This window comes from Rhizobium sp. SRI_017, assembly GCF_057586295.1.
This window is the reverse complement of sequence record NZ_JBYCZP010000003.1, coordinates 113433-138634: the sequence shown is the minus strand read 5'-3', so window position 1 is coordinate 138634 and position 25202 is coordinate 113433. Positions and strand designations below refer to the sequence as shown.

Annotated in this window: 22 protein-coding genes; 13 read left to right on the top strand and 9 right to left on the bottom strand. The window is 62.4% G+C overall.

The genetic code is table 11. The features are described from left to right. The first annotated feature begins 13 nt into the window (after window positions 1-13). Genes AC2YI2_RS08385 through AC2YI2_RS08375 form a run of 3 tightly spaced genes read left to right on the top strand, consistent with a single transcriptional unit; the run spans window position 14 to window position 2410 of the window. Window positions 14-328, top strand: coding sequence for a MocE family 2Fe-2S type ferredoxin (locus AC2YI2_RS08385; RefSeq protein ID WP_487386005.1), 315 nt, complete (start codon window positions 14-16; stop codon window positions 326-328). A 23-nt stretch (window positions 329-351) separates the two neighbouring features. Beyond that, complete coding sequence (locus AC2YI2_RS08380) at window positions 352-1587, top strand: NAD(P)/FAD-dependent oxidoreductase (RefSeq protein WP_487386004.1); 1236 nt, start codon at window positions 352-354, stop codon at window positions 1585-1587. A 22-nt stretch (window positions 1588-1609) separates the two neighbouring features. Then, window positions 1610-2410 (top strand): 3-methyl-2-oxobutanoate hydroxymethyltransferase, encoded by an 801-nt coding sequence (locus AC2YI2_RS08375; protein ID WP_487386003.1) that lies wholly within the window; start codon window positions 1610-1612, stop codon window positions 2408-2410. 22 nt (window positions 2411-2432) lie between these two features. Here AC2YI2_RS08375 and AC2YI2_RS08370 read toward each other — a convergent pair whose 3' ends face one another. Both AC2YI2_RS08370 and putA read right to left on the bottom strand, forming a co-directional pair. Then, the gene (locus AC2YI2_RS08370; protein ID WP_487386350.1) at window positions 2433-3542 is read right to left on the bottom strand and encodes a winged helix-turn-helix domain-containing protein; all 1110 of its coding nucleotides are present in this window, start codon (window positions 3540-3542) and stop codon (window positions 2433-2435) included. A gap of 160 nt (window positions 3543-3702) precedes the next feature. Then, window positions 3703-7383 carry a trifunctional transcriptional regulator/proline dehydrogenase/L-glutamate gamma-semialdehyde dehydrogenase gene (gene putA, locus AC2YI2_RS08365; RefSeq protein ID WP_487386002.1) on the bottom strand — a complete coding sequence of 1227 codons (3681 nt, stop codon included), beginning with the start codon at window positions 7381-7383 and terminating at the stop codon, window positions 3703-3705. Between the two features lie 218 nt (window positions 7384-7601). On the opposite strand from putA, the gene AC2YI2_RS08360 reads away from it, so the two are divergent. The 8 genes from AC2YI2_RS08360 (at window position 7602) to AC2YI2_RS08325 (ending at window position 15748) form a co-directional block, all read left to right on the top strand. After that, window positions 7602-8066 (top strand): Lrp/AsnC family transcriptional regulator, encoded by a 465-nt coding sequence (locus AC2YI2_RS08360; RefSeq protein WP_487386001.1) that lies wholly within the window; start codon window positions 7602-7604, stop codon window positions 8064-8066. Between the two features lie 73 nt (window positions 8067-8139). After that, on the top strand, window positions 8140-9573 hold the full coding sequence (locus AC2YI2_RS08355; protein WP_487386000.1) for an MFS transporter: 1434 nt from the start codon (window positions 8140-8142) through the stop codon (window positions 9571-9573). A 422-nt stretch (window positions 9574-9995) separates the two neighbouring features. Continuing rightward, window positions 9996-11159: an ABC transporter substrate-binding protein gene (locus tag AC2YI2_RS08350; protein WP_487385999.1), complete on the top strand. Its 1164-nt coding sequence runs from the start codon at window positions 9996-9998 to the stop codon at window positions 11157-11159. 57 nt (window positions 11160-11216) lie between these two features. Then, on the top strand, window positions 11217-12077 hold the full coding sequence (locus tag AC2YI2_RS08345; protein ID WP_487385998.1) for a branched-chain amino acid ABC transporter permease: 861 nt from the start codon (window positions 11217-11219) through the stop codon (window positions 12075-12077). Further along, window positions 12074-13099: a branched-chain amino acid ABC transporter permease gene (locus AC2YI2_RS08340; RefSeq protein ID WP_487385997.1), complete on the top strand. Its 1026-nt coding sequence runs from the start codon at window positions 12074-12076 to the stop codon at window positions 13097-13099. The genes AC2YI2_RS08345 and AC2YI2_RS08340 overlap by 4 nt, the downstream gene beginning before the upstream one ends. Next, complete coding sequence (locus AC2YI2_RS08335; RefSeq protein WP_487385996.1) at window positions 13096-13842, top strand: ABC transporter ATP-binding protein; 747 nt, start codon at window positions 13096-13098, stop codon at window positions 13840-13842. The genes AC2YI2_RS08340 and AC2YI2_RS08335 overlap by 4 nt, the downstream gene beginning before the upstream one ends. Then, on the top strand, window positions 13842-14540 hold the full coding sequence (locus AC2YI2_RS08330) for an ABC transporter ATP-binding protein (protein WP_487385995.1): 699 nt from the start codon (window positions 13842-13844) through the stop codon (window positions 14538-14540). Before AC2YI2_RS08335 ends, AC2YI2_RS08330 begins: the two co-directional genes overlap by 1 nt. Before the next feature lie 206 nt (window positions 14541-14746). Next, entirely contained in the window at window positions 14747-15748 is a 1002-nt protein-coding gene (locus tag AC2YI2_RS08325) for a carbon-nitrogen hydrolase family protein (RefSeq protein WP_487385994.1), read from the top strand. A gap of 86 nt (window positions 15749-15834) precedes the next feature. On the opposite strand, the gene ligM is transcribed toward AC2YI2_RS08325, so the two are convergent. The 7 genes from ligM to AC2YI2_RS08290 all read right to left on the bottom strand — a co-directional run bounded on the left by ligM (window position 15835) and on the right by AC2YI2_RS08290 (window position 22587). Then, window positions 15835-17250, bottom strand: a complete 1416-nt coding sequence (ligM, locus tag AC2YI2_RS08320; protein WP_487385993.1) for a vanillate/3-O-methylgallate O-demethylase — start codon at window positions 17248-17250, stop codon at window positions 15835-15837. 157 nt (window positions 17251-17407) lie between these two features. After that, window positions 17408-18142 (bottom strand): GntR family transcriptional regulator, encoded by a 735-nt coding sequence (locus AC2YI2_RS08315; RefSeq protein ID WP_487385992.1) that lies wholly within the window; start codon window positions 18140-18142, stop codon window positions 17408-17410. A gap of 158 nt (window positions 18143-18300) precedes the next feature. Beyond that, a complete protein-coding gene (locus AC2YI2_RS08310; RefSeq protein ID WP_487385991.1) occupies window positions 18301-19155 on the bottom strand; it encodes a DUF1932 domain-containing protein in 855 nt (284 codons plus the stop codon). 8 nt (window positions 19156-19163) lie between these two features. After that, the gene (locus tag AC2YI2_RS08305) at window positions 19164-20231 is read right to left on the bottom strand and encodes a 4-oxalomesaconate tautomerase (protein WP_487385990.1); all 1068 of its coding nucleotides are present in this window, start codon (window positions 20229-20231) and stop codon (window positions 19164-19166) included. Further along, complete coding sequence (locus AC2YI2_RS08300) at window positions 20224-20895, bottom strand: 4-carboxy-4-hydroxy-2-oxoadipate aldolase/oxaloacetate decarboxylase (protein WP_487385989.1); 672 nt, start codon at window positions 20893-20895, stop codon at window positions 20224-20226. Before AC2YI2_RS08300 ends, AC2YI2_RS08305 begins: the two co-directional genes overlap by 8 nt. After that, window positions 20895-21623, bottom strand: coding sequence for a PIG-L deacetylase family protein (locus AC2YI2_RS08295; RefSeq protein ID WP_487385988.1), 729 nt, complete (start codon window positions 21621-21623; stop codon window positions 20895-20897). The genes AC2YI2_RS08300 and AC2YI2_RS08295 overlap by 1 nt, the downstream gene beginning before the upstream one ends. A gap of 4 nt (window positions 21624-21627) precedes the next feature. Continuing rightward, window positions 21628-22587: a VOC family protein gene (locus AC2YI2_RS08290; RefSeq protein ID WP_487385987.1), complete on the bottom strand. Its 960-nt coding sequence runs from the start codon at window positions 22585-22587 to the stop codon at window positions 21628-21630. Between the two features lie 344 nt (window positions 22588-22931). Here AC2YI2_RS08290 and AC2YI2_RS08285 point away from each other — a divergent pair, with 344 nt between their 5' ends. Beyond that, window positions 22932-23852 (top strand): methylenetetrahydrofolate reductase, encoded by a 921-nt coding sequence (locus AC2YI2_RS08285; RefSeq protein WP_487385986.1) that lies wholly within the window; start codon window positions 22932-22934, stop codon window positions 23850-23852. A 28-nt stretch (window positions 23853-23880) separates the two neighbouring features. After that, a complete protein-coding gene (locus AC2YI2_RS08280) occupies window positions 23881-25077 on the top strand; it encodes a LysR family transcriptional regulator (RefSeq protein WP_487385985.1) in 1197 nt (398 codons plus the stop codon). Window positions 25078-25202 lie beyond the last annotated feature (125 nt).

Sequence of the window (25202 nt, the reverse complement as noted above, 5' to 3'; positions counted from 1 at the left end):
ACCGGAGACTGACATGACTGAATGGGTACGCGCCTGCGCGGCGGATGACGTCGACGAGGAGGATGTGATCCGCTTCGACCACGCCGGCAGGACGTTCGCGATCTATCGTTCGCCTGATGACGAATACTTCGCGACCGATGGGCTTTGCACGCATGAAAAGGTACATCTCGCCGATGGCCTCGTTATGGACGACATCATCGAATGTCCAAAGCACAACGGTCGGTTCAACTATAGGACCGGTGCGGCCAAGGGTGCACCGGTGTGCATCGACCTTGCCACCTATCCGGTCAAAGTCGAAGGCGGCGACGTCTTCATCGGGCTCGCGTGACGTTCTTTTTCTGGGGGGAAGCTATGAGCCACAGCGGCATTGTGATCATCGGCGCAGGCGAAGCCGGCGGCCGTACTGCATTGCTGCTGCGAGAGAATGGCTTCGACGGCCACATCACGCTGATTGGCGATGAGGCGCACCTGCCCTACGAGCGTCCGCCGCTTTCCAAGGAAGCGCTGACGGAAGCCGATGTCCCAGGACCGCGGACGATCATTGCGCCCGACATTCTGGAGACTTTGAGTATCGATTTCCTGGAATCCGTTCGGGCCACCTCGATTGACCGAGACACCAAAACAGTACAGCTCGACAGCGGCAGTGAGCTCTCCTACGACAAACTCGTCATCGCCACCGGCGCCAGCCCGCGCCGCCTGCCGATGGCCGAGAACATCAGGCATTGCATCTATCTCCGCACCTTTGATGACTCCCTCGATATTCGCCAGCGCCTGGAGCGCGGCGGCCACATCGTCATCATTGGTGGGGGATTTATCGGCCTCGAGATCGCCGCCTCGGCACGCAAGCGTGGCTGTGATGTCACAATCGTCGAAGCCCAGCCACGGCTTCTGATGCGCGGCGTCCCGGCCGAGATTGCAGAAGTCATCCAGCGTGAGCATGAGGCCCACGGCGCCCGCGTGCTAACCGGTACGGGACTGCGCGCGATCACCGATACTGGCGAGCAGGCACGGATCGAACTCTCCAACGGCAGCGAACTGCGGGCCGACCTCGTTGTCATCGGCATCGGTGCTCTCCCGAACACAGCCCTCGCCGAGGCCGCGGGCCTGACGATCGAGAACGGCATCTCGGTGGACAGGCACCTCCGGACGTCCGATCCCGCCATCTTCGCCGTGGGAGACTGCGCCTCGTTTCCGACCGAACTCTTCGGCGGGCGGCGAATCCGCCTCGAGTCCTGGCGCAGCACGCATGACCATGCCCGCGTCGCGGCCGTAAACCTCGCCGGCAGCGAAGCAGTCATCGATGCCGTGCCGTGGTTCTGGTCCGACCAATATGCGCTTGGCCTGCAGGTCGCCGGCCTCTCGGATGAAGGCACGACTACCGTCCGTCGCGACCTCGGCGATGGCGCCTTCATCCTCTTCAACCTCGCCGCTGACGGCCGCCTTGTCGCCGCAAGCGGCATCGGCACCGGCAATGCAGTGGCCCGCGACATCCGCCTCGCCGAGATGCTGATCGCAAAGCGCGCGCATCCGGATCCTGCCCAGCTTGCATCCGCAGATACAAAGCTGAAGGCGCTACTTGCCGCATAAACAAACTCCGGGAGGAACAGAAATGAGAAAGAACCGCCCCACCGTCGCGGATCTCCGCGCCATGAAAGGCAAGCGCCAGCTGACCATGCTGCGCGTCCTGACGCTAGAAGAAGCGGAAGCCGCTGAGAAGGCCGGCATCGACATCGTCTCTGTCCCGCCCGACCTCTGCATCGACCCGCGCTACCGCGAAGTCGCCCCCACCCTCTTCACCATGCCGGGCGAGAATTTCTTCGAGATCGGCACCGGCGACGATTTCGTCCGCTGGGCGTTCAAGATGTACAAGGGTGGCGCGGATGCCGTCTATTGCTCTGCGAGCTATGCCACAATCAAGCGCATGGCGGACGAGGCAATCCCCGTCATCGGTCATGTCGGCCTCATCCCCTCGCGCAAGACCTGGACCGGTGGCTGGAAGGCCGTCGGCAAGACCGCGGACTCGGCGCTCCAGATCTGGGACGCGGTCAAGGAACTCGAAAAGGCAGGTGCCTTCGGCGCCGAGATCGAAGTCGTACCCGTCGAAGTCGCCGAAGCCATTTCCAAGCGCACCAGCCTTGTCATGTTGTCGATGGGCGCCGGCACAGGCTGTGACGCGCAGTACCTCTTTGCGGAAGACATCTTGGGCACCAATCGCGGTCACATGCCCCGCCACTCCAAGGTCTACCGCAACTTCGCCGCCGAATATGACCGGCTGCAGAACGAGCGCATCGCCGCCTTCAGGGAATATGTTGCCGATGTCGAAAGCGGCGCTTACCCGGAAGAGAAGCACATCGTCCGCATTGCACCCGACGAACTCAGGACCTTTATTGACAAGATCGATCGCGGCTGATCGCGACGACTGCCGGAGGCAATCACGCCTCCGGTGCGGAAGCGAGTTGGAACCGCTCGAAGCGACCAAGCTCGGCTTCAATCAGGCCCTTGTGCCCTTCCCGCTCGCCGCCATTGAGCCAGGTCCATTTCTGGATCAGCACTTTGCCGTCCTTGCGATCCGTCTTGAGGTCGAGCGCCGCGACCACTTCATCGCCAACAGTCACCGGCAGCGCGAAATAGCCAAGCACGCGCTTCGGCGCCGGCACATAGGCCTCGAAGCGATGGTCGTGGCCGAACAGCATCTTGAAGCGTGGCCGCTGGATGACGAGCGGATCAAAGGGCGAGAGGATATGGACGCGGCCCTCAGCGCCGCCAGTTGGCGCCTGTTCGAGTGCTTCGGGCGCGACCCAGTGCTTCATGCCCTCAGCACCCTCAATCTCGACCGGCAGCAATTCCTTGCGGCGGACTGCGCCATTGATCAAGGACTGCACCTTGGCCTTCCACTTCAGCCCACCGTAGCAGATGGAATCGAGGCTCACGATGCCCTGAGCAAGCAGCGCCCGATCGAGCAGATATTGTGCATATTGCGTGTCGGAGGCGGGCTTGGGCCGATCCCAGCCGAAGTGCCTCTCGGTAAGCTCATAGGTCTTCAGCATACCGTCGCGGCGGCTGACGACGAGGTCGCCGGTGTAGAAACCGAGCTGCATTGCCCGCTTGGACGGTTTCTTGCTCGCCCAGGGATGATCCTTTTCCACCAGCACGTCGTCGTCGATGTCGCGGATCGAGAGAGCGCCTTCGTTGCGTATGCGGCGAAGTAGCGCGCGGTAGTCTTTCGGGGTGACCGAGCCAAACCAGCTGTCCGGCTTGGTCTTGTGAAGCTTCATCGCCGGGATGAAGAAGCGGTAGTCGCGCACCGGCACATAGGACAGCGCATGCGTCCAATACTCGAACACGGATTTGTCGTTGGTCTGCGCAGCAGTAAGATCCTCGCGGCGATAAGTCGGGATGCGCGTGAACAGGATATGGTGGTGGCTGCGCTCGATGACGTTGATCGTATCGATCTGCACATAGCCAAGATGTTCGACCGCCGCCTTCGTCGCCTCCGGTCCGCCGCCGAACGGCTCGGCCTCATCCAGCCGCTGCGCCCGCATCCAGATGGCCCGCGCCTTCGCCGCGGGAACCGAATGTACCTTCTTCACCTGCCGTCTCCATTCATCACGCCAAGTCTCTGGCGAGACTCAAAGGTTAGCGGAGAAGCAACCTCCCCCGCCACCCGAAATTGCGCGATGGTGCTGACAGTTCCTGGCAGGATCAGCCGATGCTCATGAGGCTCGCATTGCCGCCCGCCGCTGCTGTGTTGATTGAGGTCGAGACCTCCTCGAGCAGCCAGTTCAGCGCATAAGCATTGCCCTTGGCAATGTCGTCCGTCGACGCGGACTGGACCAGCACCAGCGGCCCCGGCAGGCGCGCGATCTTCTTGTTGACCGACCGGACTCGCTCTGCGTCGCCTTCGACCAATGCGCCGGCAAAAGGACTTGCCATCGCCCAGTCATCGATCCAGGCAATCCGCGCGGTCACCGACGAGGGCATCCCGGACAGCACCTCCTGCAGGCCGCTCTCGGCGTCGACAGACACACGATTGCCGGTCGCAAGCGAGATCGCCAATTGGCGGTAAAGCCCGGCCTGTGTCTGCGGCGCGAGCAGCACATGGCCGCGGGCATGCAGCGCATAGATGTTCCGTTCGCCGACCGGCCCCGGAAGCTCGGACTGGAGACCAAGCGCCGAGGAACTACCGAGGTCTCGCGCATCTTCCGCCGCATCCCTCTCGCCCTTGCCGTCGAGCCAGAGCGCGAAATCGAGCAGCGCCGGATCGAGATGGACGGAGCTATAATGCGGCGGCACCGGCGGCGTCTGGACGAGACGGCCGAGATAGAGCGGGCCGCCTGCCTTTGGGCCAGTGCCCGAGAGGCCGCGTCCGCCGAACGGCTGTACGCCGACGACCGCACCGATGACATTGCGGTTCACATAGATATTGCCGGCCTTGATGCGGTTGGTGACATGGGCGATCGTCTCGTCAAGGCGCGTATGCAGCCCGAAGGTCAGGCCGTAACCGGTCGCATTGATATCGTCGATCAGCCGGTCGATCTCCTCGCGCTTGTAGGTGATGACGTGGAGGACCGGGCCGAAGACCTCGCGCTTGAGGTCGGAAAGCTTGTCGAGCTCGATGATGGTCGGCGGCACGAAAGTGCCTTCGTTGGTATCGCCACGCAGAACGACCTGCTCCACCGGTCGGCCAAGGGTCCGCATCGCCTCGATGTGCTTTTCGATGACACCCTTGGCCTCTTCCGTGATGACGGGGCCGACATCGACCGAGAGGCTGTCCGTGCGGCCGATCGCGAGTTCCTGCAGCGCGCCCTTGAGCATGGTGAGCGTCCGCTCCGCGACATCTTCCTGCAGGCACAGCACGCGGAGTGCTGAACAACGCTGTCCGGCGCTATCGAAAGCCGAAGCGATGACATCAGCAACGACCTGTTCAGCCAAAGCCGAGGAATCCACGATCATCGCATTCTGGCCGCCAGTCTCGGCGATCAGCGGGATCGGCTTCCCCGAGGGTGAAAGCCTGTCTGCCAACTGCGCCTGGATCAGGCGCGCCACTTCCGTCGAGCCCGTGAACATGACGCCCGCGGTCTCTGGAGCGCCAACCAGCGCGGCGCCGACGCGGCCGTCACCCGGCAGGAACTGCAGCGCTGCCTGCGGCACACCGGCCGCGTGCAGCAATCGAACAGCTTCGGCTGCAATCAGCGGCGTCTCTTCGGCGGGCTTCGCCAGCACCGGATTGCCCGCCACCAGCGCGGCCGCGACCTGTCCGGTGAAGATCGCCAGCGGGAAGTTCCACGGGCTGATGCAGACGACCGGACCGAGCGGCTTGTGGCCCGGGCCGAGCGTCCTCTTCGCCTGCTCGGCATAATAGCGCAGGAAGTCCACGGCTTCGCGCACCTCGGCAATGGCGTTGGGCGCCGACTTGCCGGCTTCCCGCATGATCAGGCCGAGCAGCGTCTCGATCTTGCCTTCCATCGCATCGGCGGCACGTTCGAGGCAGGCGGCACGATCGGCAGGTGATATGGAGGTCCACTCGGCGGCGCGGTTTGCAGCGAGCGCCACGGCCGTCCGCGACGCATCATCGGAGGCTTCCTCGACCATGCCGACGACATCGCGGCGATCGCCGGGATTGCGCACCGGCAGCGCCTCGCCGGGCAGCGTCGTCCCAGCCAGCAGCGGACGAGCCTCCCAGCGGATCTCGGTGGATGCCTTCAGCGCGTCGGCAAGCTGAGCGAGACCCGCCTCGTTCGATAGATCGAGCCCATGCGAGTTCTTGCGTGCACCGAAGATTGCTGCCGGCAGAGCGATCTTGTCATGGCCTGCGCCCGGCGTTGGCAGCGCGCAGGCCACATCGACGGGATCCGTGGTCAACTCGTCTATCGAGACATTCGGATCGGCGATACGGTTGACGAAGGATGAGTTCGCACCATTCTCCAGCAGACGGCGAACGAGATAGGCGAGCAGCGTCTCGTGCGTGCCGACCGGCGCATAGATACGGCACGGCCGATCGAGATTTTCTTTGCCGACGACCTCGTCATAGAGCGGCTCGCCCATTCCATGCAGGCATTGGAACTCGTATTTGCCGACCTGGAAATCGCCGCCAGCGAGATGATAGATCGCCGCCAGTGACTGCGCATTATGGGTGGCAAATTGCGGGAAGACATAATCGGTCGCCGCGAGCAGCTTCTTCGCGCAGGCGATGTAGGAAATGTCGGTGTAGATCTTGCGGGTGAAGACCGGGAAGCTTTCCAGGCCCTCGACCTGTGCCCGCTTGATCTCGGCATCCCAATAAGCGCCCTTGACGAGCCGGACCATGATGCGGCGGTTCGCGCGCTTCGCGAGGTCGATGACGTAGTCGATGACGAACGGGCAGCGCTTGCCGTAGGCCTGAACCACAAAGCCCATGCCGTTCCAGCCGGACAATTCGCGGTCGAGGCAGAGCTCTTCCAGGATATCGAGCGACAGTTCGAGACGATCGGCCTCCTCGGCGTCGATGTTGAGGCCGATGTCATAGCCCTTGGCGATGAGGGCCAGCGCCTTCACCTTGGGCACCAGTTCACTCATCACGCGGCTCGCCTGCGAACGGGAATAGCGGGGATGCAGCGCCGAGAGCTTGATCGAAATGCCTGGGCCCTCATAGATGCCACGTCCATCGGACGCCTTGCCGATGGCGTGGATGGCGTTCTCGTAGTCGCGATAGTAGCGCGCAGCATCGGCACCGGTCGTGGCCGCCTCACCCAGCATGTCGTAGGAATAGCGGAAGCCCTTGGCTTCGAGCGTCCGGGAACGCTTGAGCGCCTCCTCGATCGTCTCGCCGGTCACGAATTGCTCGCCCATCATCCGCATCGCCATGTCGACGCCGCGGCGGATCACCGGCTCGCCGGCGCGGGCGATGAGGCGCGTCAGCGCCGCCGAGAGGCTGCGGTCGTTGACGGTGGACGTGAGCTTGCCGGTCACGACAAGGCCCCAGGTCGCGGCATTGACGAACAGCGACTTCGAACCGCCGAGATGCGAGCGCCAGTCGCCCTCCGAGATCTTGTCGCGGATCAGCGCATCGCGCGTGTCGTCGTCGGGAATCCGGAGAAGCGCCTCTGCCAGGCACATCAGCGCCACGCCTTCCTGGCTGGACAGCGAATATTCGTGGACCAGGCCCTCGACCCCGGAGCCCTTATGCTTGGCACGAAGTGCACTGATCAGCTTGCGGGCCGTGCGCGCCGCAGCCTCCTTGAGCCGTGGAGAGGACGTCGCCGCATCGATCAGCGGCAGAACTGTTTCCGTCTCGTCGCGTCGATAAGCCGCCGTGATCGCCTGCCGCAGCGGCGACTGCGGCCGGATCGGCGGCGCGAAGTCAGCGAAAAGGTCCTGTTTGCGATCGACGGGCTGGATATTCATCGCCAAGCTCTCCCATTGACGGCTCGCCATATTGCCAGCCGGCGCGAGAGGAGCCTAGCAGATTTGCGCTCCAACTGCCGCCCCGGCCGGACCTGACGAACCAAATTTCAGAATTGGCGGGAACCTATCACTGAGTCAGAATTCTTTCTGGCTGGATTTTCTCCAAGCATGATATGTTTCTCCTGATTATTTGGCGCATTATGGAGAATCCACCCGTCATGAACACGCAAGGCAGTGAAATAGACCAATTCGACCATCGCATCCTGGATGCTCTCGCGATGGATGGCCGGATGAGCATCACCGACCTCTCAACCGTCGTCGGCCTCTCCAAGACGCCGTGCCAGGTGCGGCTCAAGCGCCTGGTCGACGAAGGCTACATCGAGGGTTTCCATGCCCGCATCAGCCACCGCAAGCTCGGCCGCGACCACATTGCCTTCGCGGAGGTCAAGCTCTCGGACACCAAGGAGGAAGCGCTGCGCGAGTTCAATGTGGCGGTCCGCAAGATCCGCGAGGTCGAAGAATGCCACATGATCGCCGGCCGCATCGATTATCTCCTCAAGGTGCGGACAACCGACATCAGGCGTTACCGGCAGGTGCTCGGCGAGAAAATCTCCAGCCTGCCGCATGTCGCGAGCACCTCGACCGCGGTCGCCATGGAATCGGTCAAGGAGGGTGGCATCTGAACCGGCAGGTCAGAGTGTCGCGCGACCCATCCGCCTATTCCATCCAGAGCCGTTTCCGGTCTAGCCTTGGCACATGACAAATTCCGCAAGTGATTCAGAGCCCCCGCTCGATGCGGGCCGCGCCAGGCTTGTCGCGCTGGTCGTGGCGGTGTCGTTCTTCATGCAGTTGCTCGATGGAACGATCGTCGTCACTTCGCTGCCCCAGATGGGCCAGGAGTTTGGCGTCGCGCCCGTCTCGATGAGCATCGGGCTCACGATCTATCTGCTCACCATGGCCGCATTCATTCCACTGTCGGGATGGCTCGGCGACCGATATGGCGCGCGCAACATCTTCATGATCTCGATCGCGACCTTTACGGTGGCATCACTTTTCTGCGGCCTGTCTGCAAATCTCGAGCAGTTCATCGTGGCACGAGCGATACAAGGCTTCGGCGCCGCGCTGATGACACCGGTGGGCCGAGTGATCGTGCTCAAGAACGCGCCGAAATCCGAGCTGGTCAATGCCGTCGCGCTAATCACCTGGCCAGCCTTGATCGCCCCGGTGATCGGTCCGGTAATCGGCAGCCTCATCACCACCTATTTTTCGTGGCACTGGAATTTCCATATCAACGTCCCGATCGGTCTCATCGGCCTCGTCCTGGTCTGGCGCTTTGTGCCCGATCTGCGGGAAGAGAATGCTGGCCAGCTCGACATTCCCGGCTTCCTACTCTCCGCGCTAGGCCTCACCATGCTGCTGGCCGGGCTCGAAGCCTTTACCCAGGGCACGGCGGCGCTGCCGCTCGTGGCGGTTCTGCTCGCGGTCGGTATCGTTCTCGGGGTCGCCGCCACCTGGCATTTCCGCCGGGTCGCCAATCCCCTGCTCGATCTCTCGGCTTTCCGCGTCCAGACCTTCGCACTTTCGACACTCTCTGCCGGCACCGCGCTGCGGACGTCGATCAATGCCACGCCCTTCCTCATCCCGCTCTTTTTGCAGGTCGGCTTCGGCTATGACGCGATCCGCGCAGGCAGCTACCTGCTGGTCTATTTCGCCGGCAACCTCGCTATGAAGACAGTTACGACACGGACCCTCAAGGCCTTCGGCTTCCGCCAAGTCCTGGTCGCCAACGGCTTGATTGCCAGTGGGTCGATCGTCGCCTGCGGTTTCCTCACCCCCACCACCCCGGAGGCGATCGGTCTCCCATTGCTCTTCCTGGCGGGTCTATCGCGCTCGATGGAATTTACGGCGCTCAACACGATCGGCTTTGCCGATATCACGCCCGCACAGCGCAGTTCGGCCTCGACCCTGTCAAGCATGCTGCAGCAGGTCTCGATGCTACTGGGCGTCGCGGTCGCCGCCGCCATCCTGAACCTTTCAGGCCTGATACGGGGGGACGAAGGCACGCCGCTTGTCGACTTCCGCTGGGCTTTCATCATCCTCGGCCTCATCGGCATCCTGTCCTCGCTACGCTTCCTGGCCTTGCCGCCTGATGCGGGCGCAGAGGTATCCGGCCATCGGCAGCTACGCTGAATTAATCGCTCTCCTGCTTGCAGCGCGTCAGCGCCGTGTATACGCTCGTCGATGCCAAGACGGTAGATCAGAGGACTTCCAGCGTCACCGCGGAGGATTGAAGGGAGTTCTGCATACATAAAAAGCTCCTTCGCTCGATGTTTCCAAATCCTTCGGCGTGATCAGGACGGCGAAAAACGAGTGAGCTGTAACCTGGGCTTATACGCCGAAAGCAGAACGTCATTGTCGGTCCCCGTGAGGTGCCATACGCTTCAGACCATCATCGGATCATGGCATTCGTCGCTGACTGATGGTGGGCACGATACCCGGCAACAAGGGCGCTCGCGCCATCCGACCGCGGAGGAAACGGACTGGTCGATAGAGCAAGTGCTTTGGGGAGCCCAGTGACGACGGCCTAATTTGGTTCTTTGGGAGGAACTTGAATGATTACCAGAAGACTTTTCATCGCCGGCACCATGGCGGCCGCTTTCGTCAAGACCCCGGCATTCGCCGCGGAAACCGCAAAGGTGGGCCTGATCCTGCCGATGACGGGGCCCTTCGCCTCGACGGGTCGCCAGGTTCAGGCCGGCATCAACGCGTTCATGGCGCTCAAGGGCAACACGGCGGGCGGCAAGACGGTCGAGGTCGTGCTTCGCGACGATGGCGGTGTGGCCGACCAGACCCGCCGCATCGCCCAGGAACTGATCACCGGCGACGGCGTCAGCCTGCTGATGGGCTTCGGCCTCACGCCGCTGGCGCTTTCTGTCGCGCCGCTGCTCAGCCAGGCGAAGATCCCGGCAATCATCACCTCGGCCACGACCTCGATCATCACCACCAAATCTGAATACTATGCCCGCACCAGCATGGCTGGCCCGCAGTCGGCTGTGCCTGTGGCCGTCTGGGCGATGGAAAGCGGAATCAAGAAGACGGTAACGCTGGTGACCGATTACGGCCCCGGCATTGATATCGAGAAGGGTTTCGTTGACGCCTACAAGGAAAAGGGCGGCGAGATCGTCGAGTCGATCCGCGTGCCGCTGCAGAACCCTGATTTCGCCCCGTTCCTGCAGCGCGTGCTCGATGCCAAGCCGGATGCGCTGTTCGTCTTTGTTCCCTCGGGCCAGGGCGCAATCTTCATGAAGCAGTTCGCCGAACGCGGCCTGAAGGATGCCGGAATCAAGCTGATCGCGACCGGCGACGTCACCGACGACGACCTCCTGCAGGGCATGGGCCCGGCAGCCTTGGGCGTCATTACAGGCCATTTCTATTCGGCCAATCATGACAGCCCTGAGAACAAGGCCTATGTGGCCGAAGTGCGCAAGACCAACAACAACATGCGGCCGAACTTCATGTCCGTGGGCGGCTACGACGCCATGCAGCTTGCCTACCTCGCACTCGAAAAGACCGGCGGCGACACCGATGGCACCAAGCTGATCGAGGCGATGAAGGGCCAGTCCTGGGTCAGCCCCCGCGGGCCGATGTCGATCGACGCCGCCACCCGCGACCCGATCCAGGACATCTACATCCGCGAGGTCAAGGAAGTCGACGGCGAGATGTACAATGTCGAATTTGCCAAATACGAGAAGATCAAGGATCCTTTCGCGAAGTGACGTGACTGCCTCGGGCGGCGGCACCCCGCCGCCCGCCAGGCTCTGGACCAGTGAAACATGCTGACAATCCTCTTTGACGGCATTGCCTATGGCATGCTGCTATTCATCCTGGCCTGCGGCCTCTCCATCACCCTTGGACTGATGAACTTCGTGAACCTCGCCCATGGCGCCTTTGCCATGGCGGGCGGCTATGTGACCGTCGTCATGATGAACCGCTACGGCATCTCCTTCTACTGGTGCCTGCCTGCGGCTTTCCTCGTCACGGCCATAATCGGAGTCATCCTCGAGCGCCTGCTCTATCGCCGGCTCTACTCCGCCTCGCATCTCGACCAGGTCCTGTTTTCGATCGGCCTCGTTTTCATGGCGATTTCCGCGGTCGACTACTTCATGGGCGGCCAGCAGCAGATGTTCAATCTGCCGCCGGAGTTGCAGGGGCGATTCTATTTCCTAGGCATTGGCATCGGCCGCTACCGGCTCTTCATTATCGTCATCTGCGCGCTTCTCGCCGTCGGACTGCAACTCGCCCTCACCCGCACACGCTTCGGCAGTCAGCTCCGCGCCGCGGTGGATGATGGCCGGGTGGCGCGCGGCCTCGGCATCAACACATCGCTGATCTTCGCACTGACTTTCGCGCTCGGTTCCGGCCTTGCCGGATTAGGGGGTGCGCTTGGCGGCGACCTCATGGGGCTCGATCCGAACTTCCCGCTCAAATTCCTGATCTATTTCATGATCGTCGTCACTGTCGGCGGCACCTCCTCCATCACCGGTCCGTTCATCGCGGCCTTGCTGCTGGGTATCGCCGATGTCGCCGGCAAATATTACCTACCCGCGGTCGGGGCATTCATTATCTACGGTTTGATGGTGCTGGTCCTCGTCTTCCGCCCACACGGCCTGTTCTCGCGTGAGGGCGGCCGATGAAGGAGAATACAGACAACGCAACGCTTCGCGCAGAGATTCAGCTTTCCCGCGCAAGCGGCTGGCGGATATGGGAAATCGCGATCTGGCTTGTCGCCCTGGCAGCCATCTTCATACTCCCCGGCAAATCGCTGATCCTGACCGAGATCGCCATCCTTGCGCTCTTTGCGATCTCGCTCGACCTGATCCTGGGCTATGCCGGCATCGTCTCGCTTGGCCATACAGCCTTCTTTGGCGTGGGCGCCTATGCAGCTGGCCTGTTCTCGATCCATGTCTCGACCGAGCCGGTACTCGGGCTCATCGCTGCGGGATTGGCAGCCGGGATCTTTGGCTTCGTAACCAGCTTCCTGGTGTTGCGCGGCTCCGACCTCACCCGCCTGATGACCACCTTCGGCGTCGCCATGCTGCTGGCGGAGGCTGCCAATCAAGCCGCTTGGCTGACCGGCGGCGCCGACGGCCTGAACGGCGTGACGATCACACCGATCCTCGGCCTGTTCGAATTCGATCTCTGGGGCCAAACCGCCTATATCTACACGCTGGTCGTGCTGATCGTGCTCACCTATGTCGCGCGCCGCATCGTGCACTCGCCCTTCGGTCTGTCGCTGAAGGCGATCAAGCGCAACTCGCGCCGCGCCGAAATGCTGGGCGTCTCGCCCAACCGCCGCATCGTCGCGATCTACACGATCTCGGCCGTCTATGCCGGCATTGCCGGCGCATTGCTCGCCCAGATCAACAGCTTCGTGTCGCCCGATGTCCTGGCTTTCCACCGCTCCGCTGACGTATTGCTTGTCCTCGTAATCGGTGGCGCTGGCTATCTCTATGGTGGCCTCGTCGGCGCAGTCATCTTCACCGTCCTGCGCGACTACCTGTCGCTGATCACCCCGCAATACTGGATGTTTTGGATCGGGCTGATCCTGATCATCATCGTCCTGGTCGGCCGCGACCGCATCACCCGTTGGCAAACCGCGCTGCCCGCCCTTATGAGAAAGCTTCGCCCGGCAAAGCAGGCGGGAGGTGACACATGACCTTCGCGCTCGAGACCCGCAATCTGAAGCGCAATTTCGGCGGCTTCGTCGCCACCAACGATGTGTCGCTCAAGGTTGCCCCCGGCGCCCGCCATGCCTTGATCGGGCCGAACGGAGCCGGCAAGACCACGATCATCAACCTTCTCACGGGCGTGCTGTTGCCGACCTCTGGACAGGTCTTCCTCAACGGCGAGGAGATCACCGGGATTTCCGCCCACGCGCGCGTCGGCCGAGGTCTCTCGCGCACGTTTCAGATCAACCAGCTCTTCGACGATTTCACACCGCTCGAATCCGTGATGCTGGCAATCTCGGAACGCCAAGGTCGCGGCAATCGCTTTTTCGCCGCCCTCGCCTCGCAGAAGGATCTCGCTGCGGAAGCTGCGGGTCTGCTCGAACGCTTCGGTCTTGCCGATGTCATGGGTCTCCCAACGACGCTGCTGCCCTATGGCAAACAGCGTTTGCTGGAGATCGCGCTCGCCATCGCCACCCGTCCGAGGGTCCTGCTGCTCGATGAGCCGGCGGCCGGTGTGCCCGAGGAAGAACGCCACGAAGTGCTCGCCATCGTCCGTGACCTGCCATCCGACGTGACGGTCGTGTTGATCGAGCACGATATGGACCTTGTCTTCTCCTTCGCCGACCGCATTTCGGTGCTGGCCCAGGGCGCCCTTTTCGCCGAGGGCACCGTGGCTGAAATCTCCAAGGATCCCAATGTGAAGGCGATCTATCTCGGGGAGGATGCCTGATGGCCGAACTCCTCCGACTTGAAAAACTTGTCGCCGGCTATGGCGGGGCCCGGGTTCTGGCACAAGTCGATCTCGCGCTCGACGAGGGCAAGTCCCTGGCGCTGCTCGGACGCAACGGCGCCGGCAAGACGACGCTGCTCAATTCCATCATCGGCGTCACCACGCGCCATGCCGGCTATATCCATTTTGGCGGCCAGGACATCAGCCGTCACCGCGCCGAATTCCGGGCGGCGCTCGGCATCGGCTGGGTGCCGCAGGAGCGCAATATCTTCCGCTCACTGACGGTCGAGGAGAACCTCACCGCCATCGCCCGACCCGGCCCCTGGGGCGTCGAACGTGTCTACGGCATGTTTCCGCGGCTTCGCGAGCGCAAGAGCAACCTTGGCAACCAGCTTTCCGGCGGCGAACAGCAGATGCTCGCCGTCGGTCGGGCATTGATGCTGAACCCAAGACTCCTGCTGCTCGACGAGCCCCTCGAAGGCCTGGCGCCGATCATCGTCGATGAACTCCTCGCCGCAATCCGAAAGATCGTCACCGATGAAGGCATGTCGGCCATCATTGTCGAACAGAAGGCCCGCAAGGTTCTGCCACTAACCGACGAGGTCGTCGTTCTGGAGCGCGGCGGCATCGTTTACAGGGCCCCGTCGGAGGATCTGTTGGCCTCGCCGGAAACGCTGGTGAAGCATCTGAGCGTATGAAGGCGCGTCTGGATGACCACATTGACGAATCACGGCCTGGGTCGCATTTTGAGCCTGGCGTGATCCACGCCCAACCTTCCCGGCTCACCCCCAGCGTGACCTTCGACGGAGGCAAAGGGACCTCGGTCTCGGATCATTGGCTTGGTCCTATCGTGCCGGGCGCCGTTGCTGGGGAACTTGCGTCCGGGACGTGAAAGGCCTCGACCATGACGCAAAATCGAAATCTCAAACGCCGCGTGCGCGCCCGTGCCGCGAAAACCGGCGAATCCTACACAACGGCCCTCCGCTACATTCGCCAGACGCTTTCCGATGAACCCCCAGTCACTGCCCCTTCGGTGAAGCTGGCCGTCGCGCAAGTATCCCTGCGGGACGACCCAAGCGACGCCGACCAGTTGCGTGCCGCCAGTGCCGAAGTGCGAGGCCTGATGCGCCAGGCCGAAAAGACAGGGGCGCGGCTTATCCATTTTCCCGAAGGAGCCATTTGCTCACCTGGCAAACGAATAATGTCTGCCAGCGGCCCCCGGGAGATCGGGCCCTCTGATTGGACGCGGGCTGACTGGCAGGTTCTCCACGACGAGCTGATAAGCGTTAGCCGGCTCGCTCGTCAACTCGGGCTGTGGGTTGTTATCGGCTGCCAGCATCGGCTGAACCCACCACATCGGCCTCACAACAGCCTTTACGTCATCTCCGACAAAGGCGAGCTGGCAACGCGCTATGACGAGCGGATGTTGTCGCATACCAAGATCTCGTTCATGTACGCCCCCGGCACGGGACCCGTCACGTTCGTTGTGGATGGACTCCGCTTCGGCTGCGCGCTCGGCATGGAGACACACTATCCGGAGATATTCATTGAGTATGAGGCGCTCGACGTCGATTGCGTGCTGTTTTCGACCACCGGAGAACTGCAGCCGAATGCACTCACCTTCTTTGCCGAGGCCGTGGGGCACGCCGCAAGCAATTCATACTGGGTAAGCTTCTCCGCCCATGCTCCGCAAAGTACTGTTGCACCCTCCGGCATAGCCGCGCCCGATGGGCGTTGGGCCGCTCAATGCGCCGATGACGGCACTCCCTCCATAGCCGCGGCGACGGTCACCGCGAATGACCCCGACCATCCGGCGCGCCCATGGCGACGGCTGGCACGCTCGGACATCTATACACTGCATCGCGTGACCGACGATCCCAGGAGTAATAACCGGAACAGCTTCTGACCGTCGTCGATGCATTTGCGCGGACAAAGAAGAACGGCGCCCCCTAGGGCGCCGTCCCATTGCCGCTCAGTCGTTCCGGGGCGACCTCAAGACGCTTTCTTGGTCCGCCAGCTGTCGGCGTAGTTTGCACGGGCTTCCGCTGCATAGGGCGTTGGCGACACCCGGACCCGGATTTCCTTCTGCTTGTGACGCTCGGTCGAGGTTTTGCCGGAGCCGCCGTTCGGTTCACCCCAGACCAGCGTGAGAACGTCGCCGACCTGGATGTCGTGATTGACGATTCCCAGCGAGAGCAAGCAGCGCTCGTTGTAGGAATAGCCATTGAACATCGACATGCCGACTTGCTTACCGCCCTTGAGGATCATGTCGGCGCTGGTCGAGGCATAGTTGGGCTGCGGGAAGTCGATCCACTTGTAGTGATCCTCGCCCGGGCGGAAGGCCGAGGCGATGACGTCGACGACATCTTCGGCATTCCACTCAAACGTCACCTTCTTGCGGTGCGTCTGCCCCTTCATCTTTTCGAGCGCTGCCTTGCCGACGAAATCGTCCTTCTTCCAGCCGATATAGAAGTCGTAGCCGAGCTCGAACGGATTGACGTAATAGTCCTCGATATTGTCGGACACGTAAGATCCGCCGATCGCACCGATCGCCTCATAGCTGTCGGCGCCCAGCCAGTCGCGATAGGCCGCAAGCATGCCGTCGCCACTATAGATGCCGGGCAGCGGCGACGGGATCCAGCCGGATTCCAGCGTGTTGGTCGAATAGGCTCGGCTGCCGCAACGGACGAGATTGACACCGGCGTCCTTCGCCGCCTCGAGAATGCAGGACAGGATGTAGCTCTTGTCCTCGTATGGACCCCAGATTTCCAGGCCCGGCGCGCCGGACATGCCGTGACGTAGCGCCTGCACCTTCTTGGAACCGACATTGATCCAGTCAACATGGAAGAACTTGATCTCGGGGATTGGGCCGCCATTCATCTTCTCGAAGATCTTCGGCGCATCCGGGCCCTGGATCTGATAGCGGTAATGCGTGCGGATCACCCGCTCGCCTTCCGGCCGTGACGGCGACCGCGGGTCGTGCTTGATGCGTACATTCCACTTGCCATAAGCAGCGCAGAACTGCAGCCAGCTCGATGTCGGCGCACGGCCGACGAGGATGAACTTGTCCTGACGCTCGCGGAAGATGATGTGGTCGCCGATGACATGACCGTTGGGCGTCACCGGCACGAAATGCTTGGCGCGGTTCAGGTCGAAATTCGAGAACGAATTGATCCCGTGATAGGCCAGGAACTTCTCCGCATCCGGCCCTTCGACGATCAGTTCATCCATGTGATGTGACTGGTCAAAAAGCACGGCGGAATCGCGCCAGGCGGCCTGTTCGGACCGCCAATTGGTGAACTCACCGGCGACGACCGGGTATACATACATGCCGATTTTGGAATTGCGCAGCATCTCCACAGGATTGGGATACTGCTTCAAAACCTCGGTCAAACTGGAATTTGCCATTGTGTATTCCTCCCTGGCTCCTCATTCAATGTATACATATGGCACCATCTTTTGAGGAAATGCAAGAGCAAAGTCCCGACTCGCCGGCCTGCTGCAGGCAAAAGAAAGGCGGGATAGCGCGTCGCCATCCCGCCGAATTCTGGACTTTTTTGGGGAATCAGCTGCGGATCAACGCCAGGCTGCGCACCTTGGTGATCAGATCCGGGTCTTCGCTCATCATGTATTCAAGATTGCGCCGCGCCGTCCGGGCATGCTCACGGGCGATGGCTTCCGCCCGCGTGCCTTCCCGGGCAGCGATCGCCGCCACCATTGCCCGGTGCTGCTCCTGCGCGCCGCGCAGGGAGCGGCGGAAAGTGGCAATGTCGGCCTTGTCAGGCAGGAAGGCCGAGGGGGAAGCGAAAGGGAGCGAACCGGCGCGCTCCACCTCCCGCCGGATCATGTCGCTGCCGCAGAGCGCCGCGAGCTGGTGATGGAAATTTTCATTGAGTTCGGAATAGGTGTCGAAGTCGACATCATCGAGCCGTTCGCCAAAACAGAGATCCAGCTGCGAAACGGTTTTTCTAATCTTTTCAAGAGCCTCCGGCGACGCGCCACGCTCGGCCGCCAGCCGTGCTGCCATACCCTCCATCACGCCGCGCAGCTCGATGGCATCGATGACATCGGCAAAGCCAAACCGGCGAACAACGAATCCCCCGCTCGGCAGGCGATCGAGTAGCCCCTCTTCCGTGAGCCTGGACAAGGCCTCTCGAACCGGCGTGCGGGAGATATCGAGGAGTTCGGCGATGGGCACTTCGAAGAGCCTCAGCCCGCCCTGCAACTCCCCGCTCAGGATCTTCTCTCGGAGCTCGATCACTGCCCGGCGGCCGTGCGTCGCGGCTTCGGTCTGCTTCATGCCATCCCCCTTCGTGGCCAATTGCCCGGCCCGGCACCGACGAGACTCGCATTCGACGGCGCTTTAAAACGATTATATGCCGCTATCAGGCAACAAGGAAGTGCTCGCGACAAAGCGAGTCCTTCCCGGAAGTTGATTGCCATGTATACATTTCGGGATCAACCGAGGCGTTTGGCCAGCGCCGCGCCCACAATGGCACGGAGACCTTCGCCCGTCGCGTGGCCGCTCGCGCCCATGATCTCCTGAACATCGGCGATGGCATGCGCAAGCGGACCGTACAGGCCGAGTGCCTCAAGGGTAGCGGCGCTCTCCCGCATCTCCGCCGCCCGCCTTCGGCCATGGGTCGTCGTTCGATCAAACTGGTATTCGGCAAAGCGCGGCCAATCGAGGCCGGGGAACGAGCCGGAGATCGACGCAAGGATCTCGTCAAAGCAGCCCGAGGCCTCAGCAGCCAGGAGCGTCTCGACGGTGATCGCCTCCAGTCCTTTCACGAAGAGGGAGCGCACCATCTTGACTGCCGTCGCCGCACCCGGCCGGTCGCCGGCAACCGAGCCGGAAAATCCGAGTTCGAGAAGGTCAGGCAGCAATCGTTCGGCATCCGGTCCAGCCAGCAGGATCGGCGTCCGATGCTTGCGCGGATGCACCGGCGCCATGACCGCCATGTCGAGATAGAGCGCGCCAGCCTCTTCGATACGAGCCGATGTCTCACGCTTGCGGTCCGGGGAGACCGAGTTGATGTCGATAACCACCTGCCCCTGTCGGAGATGCGGCAGAAGCGGTTCGATGGCGCGCAGGCTCTGGTCGGCGGTCACGGCGCTGAAGACCCAATCCGCATCCGCCAGCCCAGCTATGGAAGAGCAAGGATTGGCACCGCGCTCAAGCATGGCTTGGCGCATGCCGCTGGCATTGTCGGAAAGCTTGATGTCATAGGCGACGAAGGTCAAGCCATCCCGTGCCAGGCTTTCATGAAAGGCCCTCCCTGCTTCGCCATAGCCGAGGAAGCCGATCCTCATCCCGCACCTCACCCGAAGACCCGGCCATCGAAGAGTTTGCGCGCGGTCCGGAGGACGGCGGCATTGGTCACCTGCCCGTCGCGCATCGTCGCGATGACACTCATCTCGCCGGTTGGATGCTCGACCGAGATCAGCTTTTCATCGCCATCAGGAATCACGGCAATATCTGCTGCCGGACCAGCCGCCAGCAGGCAGGCGGTAGCGACGCTGACGGCGCCCAGCACCCCGATCGCATCATGGCATTTGTGCGGAATGAAGGTACGGGTGGAGATCGCACCATCGGACATGGGCTTTGACACCATCGTCATCTTCGGGATGGATTTGGCCGCGACGTCGCCGAGATTCATCAACGGTCCGGCCTTCAGCCGGATCGCTTCGAGCTTTACCCGCAGATCGTCATTGGCTTCGAGAGCCTCCGGCATCTCGGCGCCGGCAATGCCGAGATCGATCGCACGCATCACCACGCATGGCATGCCGTTATCGATAAGGGTGCATTCGACGCCGTCGATGATATCGACAGCGTTGCCCGTCGGCAGCAGCGCGCCGCAGCTCGAACCTGCCGTGTCGGCAAAGGTGATCGGCACCGGCGCCGCGGTGCCCGGAACGCCATCGATCCGCGCATCGCCCAAATAGGTCACATTGCCGCCCGGTGTCGAAACGCGCGCGGTCGCCAACTGCTCGGTATTCTCCATGAAAATCCGCACTTCGGTCTCGCCGGCTTCGGCCGGGACGAGGCCGCGTTCGATGGCGAAGGGGCCGACCCCGGCGAGGATATTGCCGCAGTTCTGCGCGTCGGTGACGATGGGTTTGTCCACGAAGACCTGAAGGAAAAGATAGTCGACATCGGCATCCGGCCGTGACGAGCGCTTCACCACCGCCACCTTGGACGTCAGCGGGTTGGCACCGCCCATGCCATCGATCTGGCGCGAATCGGGCGAGCCCATCACCCGCAGGAGAAAGGCGTCGCGATCCACCGGTAGCTCTTCGGCGAGGAAAAAGCCGCCCTTGGAGGTGCCGCCGCGCATCCACATGCAGCGCACGCCATCCTCCGGACCGACGAGCCCGCCGTCAGACATATTTCAGCCCTTTCTCGGCGAGACGCCTGCGCATGTCGTAGATATCGAGGCCGAGTTCGCCGGCCGCCAGCCGCTTGCGTTTCGCCTCCTCGGCGGCGACACGCGCTTCGGCCTGGATGGCAACGTCTTCTGCCTCCTCGCGCCTGATCACGCAGACACCGTCGTCATCGGCTACAATTACATCGCCTGGATTGACGAGAGCGCCAGCACAGACAACGGGGATGTTGACCGAGCCAAGTGTCTCCTTGACGGTGCCCTGTGCGAAGATCGCCTTCGACCAAACGGGGAACTTCATCGCCGTGAGATCGGCGACGTCCCGCACGCCGGCATCTATGATCAACCCGCGGCAGCCTCTTGCCATCGCGGAGGTCGCTAGCAAATCGCCGAAATAGCCGTCCTCGCAAGGACTGGTCGGCGCGAGCAACAGGATGTCGCCGTCCTCCAGCTGCTCGATCGCCACATGCACCATCCAGTTGTCACCCGGCGGCGCCGAGATCGTGACGGCGCTCGCCGCGATCCGCGCACCAGGATAGATCGGCCGCATATAGCTCGCGAGCAGGCCCTTCCGTCCCTGTGCTTCGTGAACAGTGGCCACGCCGCAGGCGGCGAGACGGTCGATGACATCTCGGTCTGCCCGGGCGATGTTCTGGACGACTACGCCCATCAGAGTTCATCCACGGTTCTGGGGAAAACTGACTGGAAGCCCTCGGCATGCGTGGACTTGCGCCCGCCCGACTGGCCTCCGGAGTTGCGCATGAAATGATTGCCGCGGTTCTCCGCGACGTTGGCATAGTAGTGCCAGAGGTGTTCCTGCCCCTCCATCGCCTGGATCGCCGCCCATTTCTTCTCCCAGACCGCGGAAATGTCGAGGAAAACGTCCGGTTTCCATTCCATCTGCTCGGTCTGGTGCGGTTCGAAAAGATAGAGCTGCGGCGCGCCAAGAATCTTTTCACCAGGATTATGCCCCCAGGCCTGGGCGATCATGCGCGCTTCAAGCGCCACCTGCGTCGCATACATATGGTCGGTGTTGTAAGGATCCCATTTCGAATGGCTCAGCATGAATTCCGGCTGAACCTTGCGGATCACATCGACCAGTCGGTATTTCGCGTCGCGGTCGACTTCGAGCGGATAGTCGCCGAGGTCGAAGAACTGGATGTCGTGCACGCCGAGTGCGGCTGCCGCCTTCTCCGCCTCTGCCCGGCGCGAGCTCTTGACCTTCTCCAGCGTCATGTCGGGCAGCTTCCACAGCTTGGCGCTTTCGCCGCGCTCGCCATACGACAGGCAGACGACGGTGACTTCGTAGCCCTTCTCGGCATGAAGCGCGATCGCACCGGCGCAGCGCCAGACGAAGTCGGCCGAATGCGCGCTGATGACGAGAGCCGTTTTCGCCATGGATTCAATCCTTCTTCGCAGCGGGGGGCGTTCCATGGGTGTGGAAGGTCTCGATCGTCTTGAGACCCCAGGCCTGCCCCTTCTTTCGTTCGGTCTCGGTCCAGGTCACCGTCGGCCAGTCGGGCCGCAGTATCAGCCGTGCGCCGGAATTGGCCAGTTCCACCCGGTTGCCCGCCGGCTCCCAGACATAGAGGAAGAACGTACCCTGGATCGCATGCTTGTGCGGCCCGGTCTCGATATGGACGCCATTTTCGAGGAAAATGTCGGCCGCGCGCAGGATATCCTCGCGCTGATCGACGGCATAGGTCACGTGATGGAAGCGGCCCTGAGTGCCGGAATGATCCTCGGTATAGGCAATGTCGTAGCTCTTGTTGTTGACCGTGAACCAGCAGCCGCCGAGGCGGCCATTGTCGAGCTGAATCTGCTCGGTCACCCGGCTGCCGAGCGCTCGGATCATGAAGTCCCTGATCTTGCTGACATCGAGCGCGAGCAGGTTGAGGTGATCGATGCGGCGCGGGCACGCGCCGCGGCCATGATAGCGCTGGGCGATATTCTTGAGCTTCGGTCTCTCCTCAGCCGGCGCCTCGTAGACCCGCGTGTCGTAATAGAGCTCGAAAATGTGATTGTCCGGATCGGTGAAGCGATAGGCCCGGCCATGGCCCTCGTCGCCATCCACCCAGCCGATGCCGCAGCCCATGGCCTCGATCACTTTCACTCGACGCTCCAGGGCCTCGGGCGAAGACGTGCGATATGCGACATGGCCAACACCCGTGGTGTGGTGACGTGTCAGCTTGAGCGTATGAAACTCGTAATCGTCGAAGGCGCGCAGATAGGCTACACCATCCTCGACCTTGCTGGCCGTCAAGCCATAGACCCGGGTGAAGAAATCCAGGCTCTCTTCGAATTTGTCGGAATAGAGTTCGACATGGCCGAGATGGGCAACGTCGAAACAGGGTTCAGCCATGGTGACGGATCTCCCAGACTTGTCCCAAGCCTTTTTCCGCCATCGCTTTCTCCTCCATGCCGTATTCCGGACAACGCCATGCGGTGAGCCTATGGCAGAAGGGCCGCGCGCGGCAATTCGGTTCTGTTGATCTCCCATAAGCTCAGATTACAGAAGCCCACCAGGCACGCGCCACGCCGGTGCCACGGCGCTTCTATTGGACAACAAAAGCGACAAGAGAATGTACGCTTGCCATGTCGCAAATCTGCGCTTACATATGAAATTGGTCGCAATTTGGCGAGCATTCATCAGAAATCTCCTTCATGATGTATACATATTTCAGAGCTCGCTAACGGAGGTGTGTGGTGTCCCTGCTGAATTTTGGCAATAAACCGAAGGCTGAAACACCGGATCCCATGATCTCCGAGATGATCGAAGGCTGGTCGATCGAAGTGATGCCGCGCACCGCCGCCAAGATCGAAGATTTCCGCGCCATCCTCCCAAGCGGCACGCGGGTCTACATCGCCCATATCGAGGGCACACCGATCGAGGACATGGTCGCGACGGCCAAGCGTCTTCACGACGAAGGCTTCCCAGTGATGCCGCATCTTCCCGCGCGCGGCATTGCCGGCAGGGCGGAGCTCGAAGACTGGCTCAAGCGGTATCAGGGCGAAGCCGGCGTGAAGCAGGCACTTCTGCTTGGCGGCGGTGTCGCGACGCCGGCCGGCGAGTTCACCAGTTCGATGGACATGATCGAGACCGGCCTCTTCGACAAGATGGGCTTTACGCGCCTCCACCTTGCCGGCCACCCGGAAGGCAACAAGGACATCGACCGCGACGGCTCGTCCAAGGTCGTCGACCAGGCCCTGATGTGGAAGCAGGATTTTGCGAGCCGTACGGACGCCGAGATCGCGCTTGCGACGCAATTTGCCTTCGACGCCACGTCAGTGACAGCATGGGCCGAGCGCATCCAGGCGATGGGCGTCACCATCCCCATCCATGTCGGCGTTGCCGGCCCGACCAAGCTGCAGACGCTGATCAAGTTCGCCATCGCCTGCGGCGTCGGCCCCTCGCTCAAGGTGCTGCAGAAGCGCGCGATGGACCTCTCCAAGCTTCTGATTCCCTATGAGCCGACCGAGGTCGTCGCCGGTCTCGCCGATTACAAGGCGAAGAACCCGAACAGTCTGATTGACCAGATTCACGTCTTCCCGCTCGGCGGAATCAATCCGTCGGCCGAGTGGATGAACAAGCATGGTTCCATCCGGAAGCTCGCTAAGGTAGCTTGAGGCATCACCCTCAAGCACCGCGAGCTTCATGCCCAAACCGTCAGCGCTACCCAATCTGCGACATATCAGGCTCTTCGTGGCCTTTGCCGACAAGGGATCGTTGACGGCGGCAGCGGATGCATTGCGCATTACACAGCCTGCCGCCTCGCAAGCCATCCACGCACTTGAATCGACGCTCGGCGCCTCGCTCATCACTCGCGCCGACATGACGCCGACGCCCGAGGGCGAGGCAGCGCTGGTCCGCTTCCGGCGCATTTCCGAATTCGTCAGGCAAGCGCCGGCGGCACCGCGCCTCGCAAGCAAGCTCGATACCCTGCTCGCCTGGCCGCATCTCCGTGCGGTCGCCGCGTTCCTTGCCCATGGCAGCTTCAGCGCGGCGGCCCGTGGGCTGGGCCAATCGGAACCCGCCGTGCAGCGCGCCGCGCGCGAGGCCGAGACCATTATGGGTGTCGCCCTGTTCGAGGGCACCGGCCGGACCATCCGCCTCACCACGACCGGCCAGAACGCCGCCCGCACCTTCAACCTCGCGATCGGCGAATTTGAAAGCGCCCGCGCTGACCTGATGGAGCGCTTGAACCGGTTCGAGGGCCGGGTCAGCATCGGGACCCTGCCCCTCACCCGCACGTTTCTCGTGCCGGACGCCGTCGCCGAGCTCGCCGCGCGCTATCCGCTCGCGCAGTTCGAAATCCTCGAAGGCAGCTATGACGCGCTGATTTCCGAACTGGAGCGCGGCCGGATCGACCTTCTCGTCGGCGCGCTCAGGCAGCACTTCGAGTCGCGGACGCTGGAGCAGGAGCGTCTCTTCGACTACGAGCTCAAGGTCGTCGGCCGCGCTGGCCACCCGCTGACCGGGCGAGCAAGTGTTGGCACGGATGATCTCTCTTCCTTTTCCTGGGTCATCGCCCGACAGGGCACGCCGTCGCGTGAGATCTTCGACACGATCGCAGCGACGTTTCCGCCAGACCAGCCGGCAAGGCAAAGCGTCGAGACTGGCTCACTGAATGTCATCCGCGGCGTGCTGCTCAAGTCGGATCATCTGGCGCTGCTCTCGACCCATCAGATCCGCTATGACCTGGAAGCGGGCTTCCTCGCGCTGATGGACTGCCCGCTGCCGCCCGCGCCCCGTTCGGTCGGCCTGACCTTTCGCCGGCATTGGCTGCCGACGCGCCTGCAGGCCGACTTTCTCGCCACCCTGCGCGCGGCCTCGGCCGGCCTGTCGGAATGAGGCAATCGGGCATCTCCGGTTGCGTCCCAGGGTCAGCCTGCCACCAACGCCGGCGCAGAATTTTCGAGGCCGCCTGATCCTCAAACAGCTGTACTATCCCAAGGCGACCTCTCGCTACGACGCGG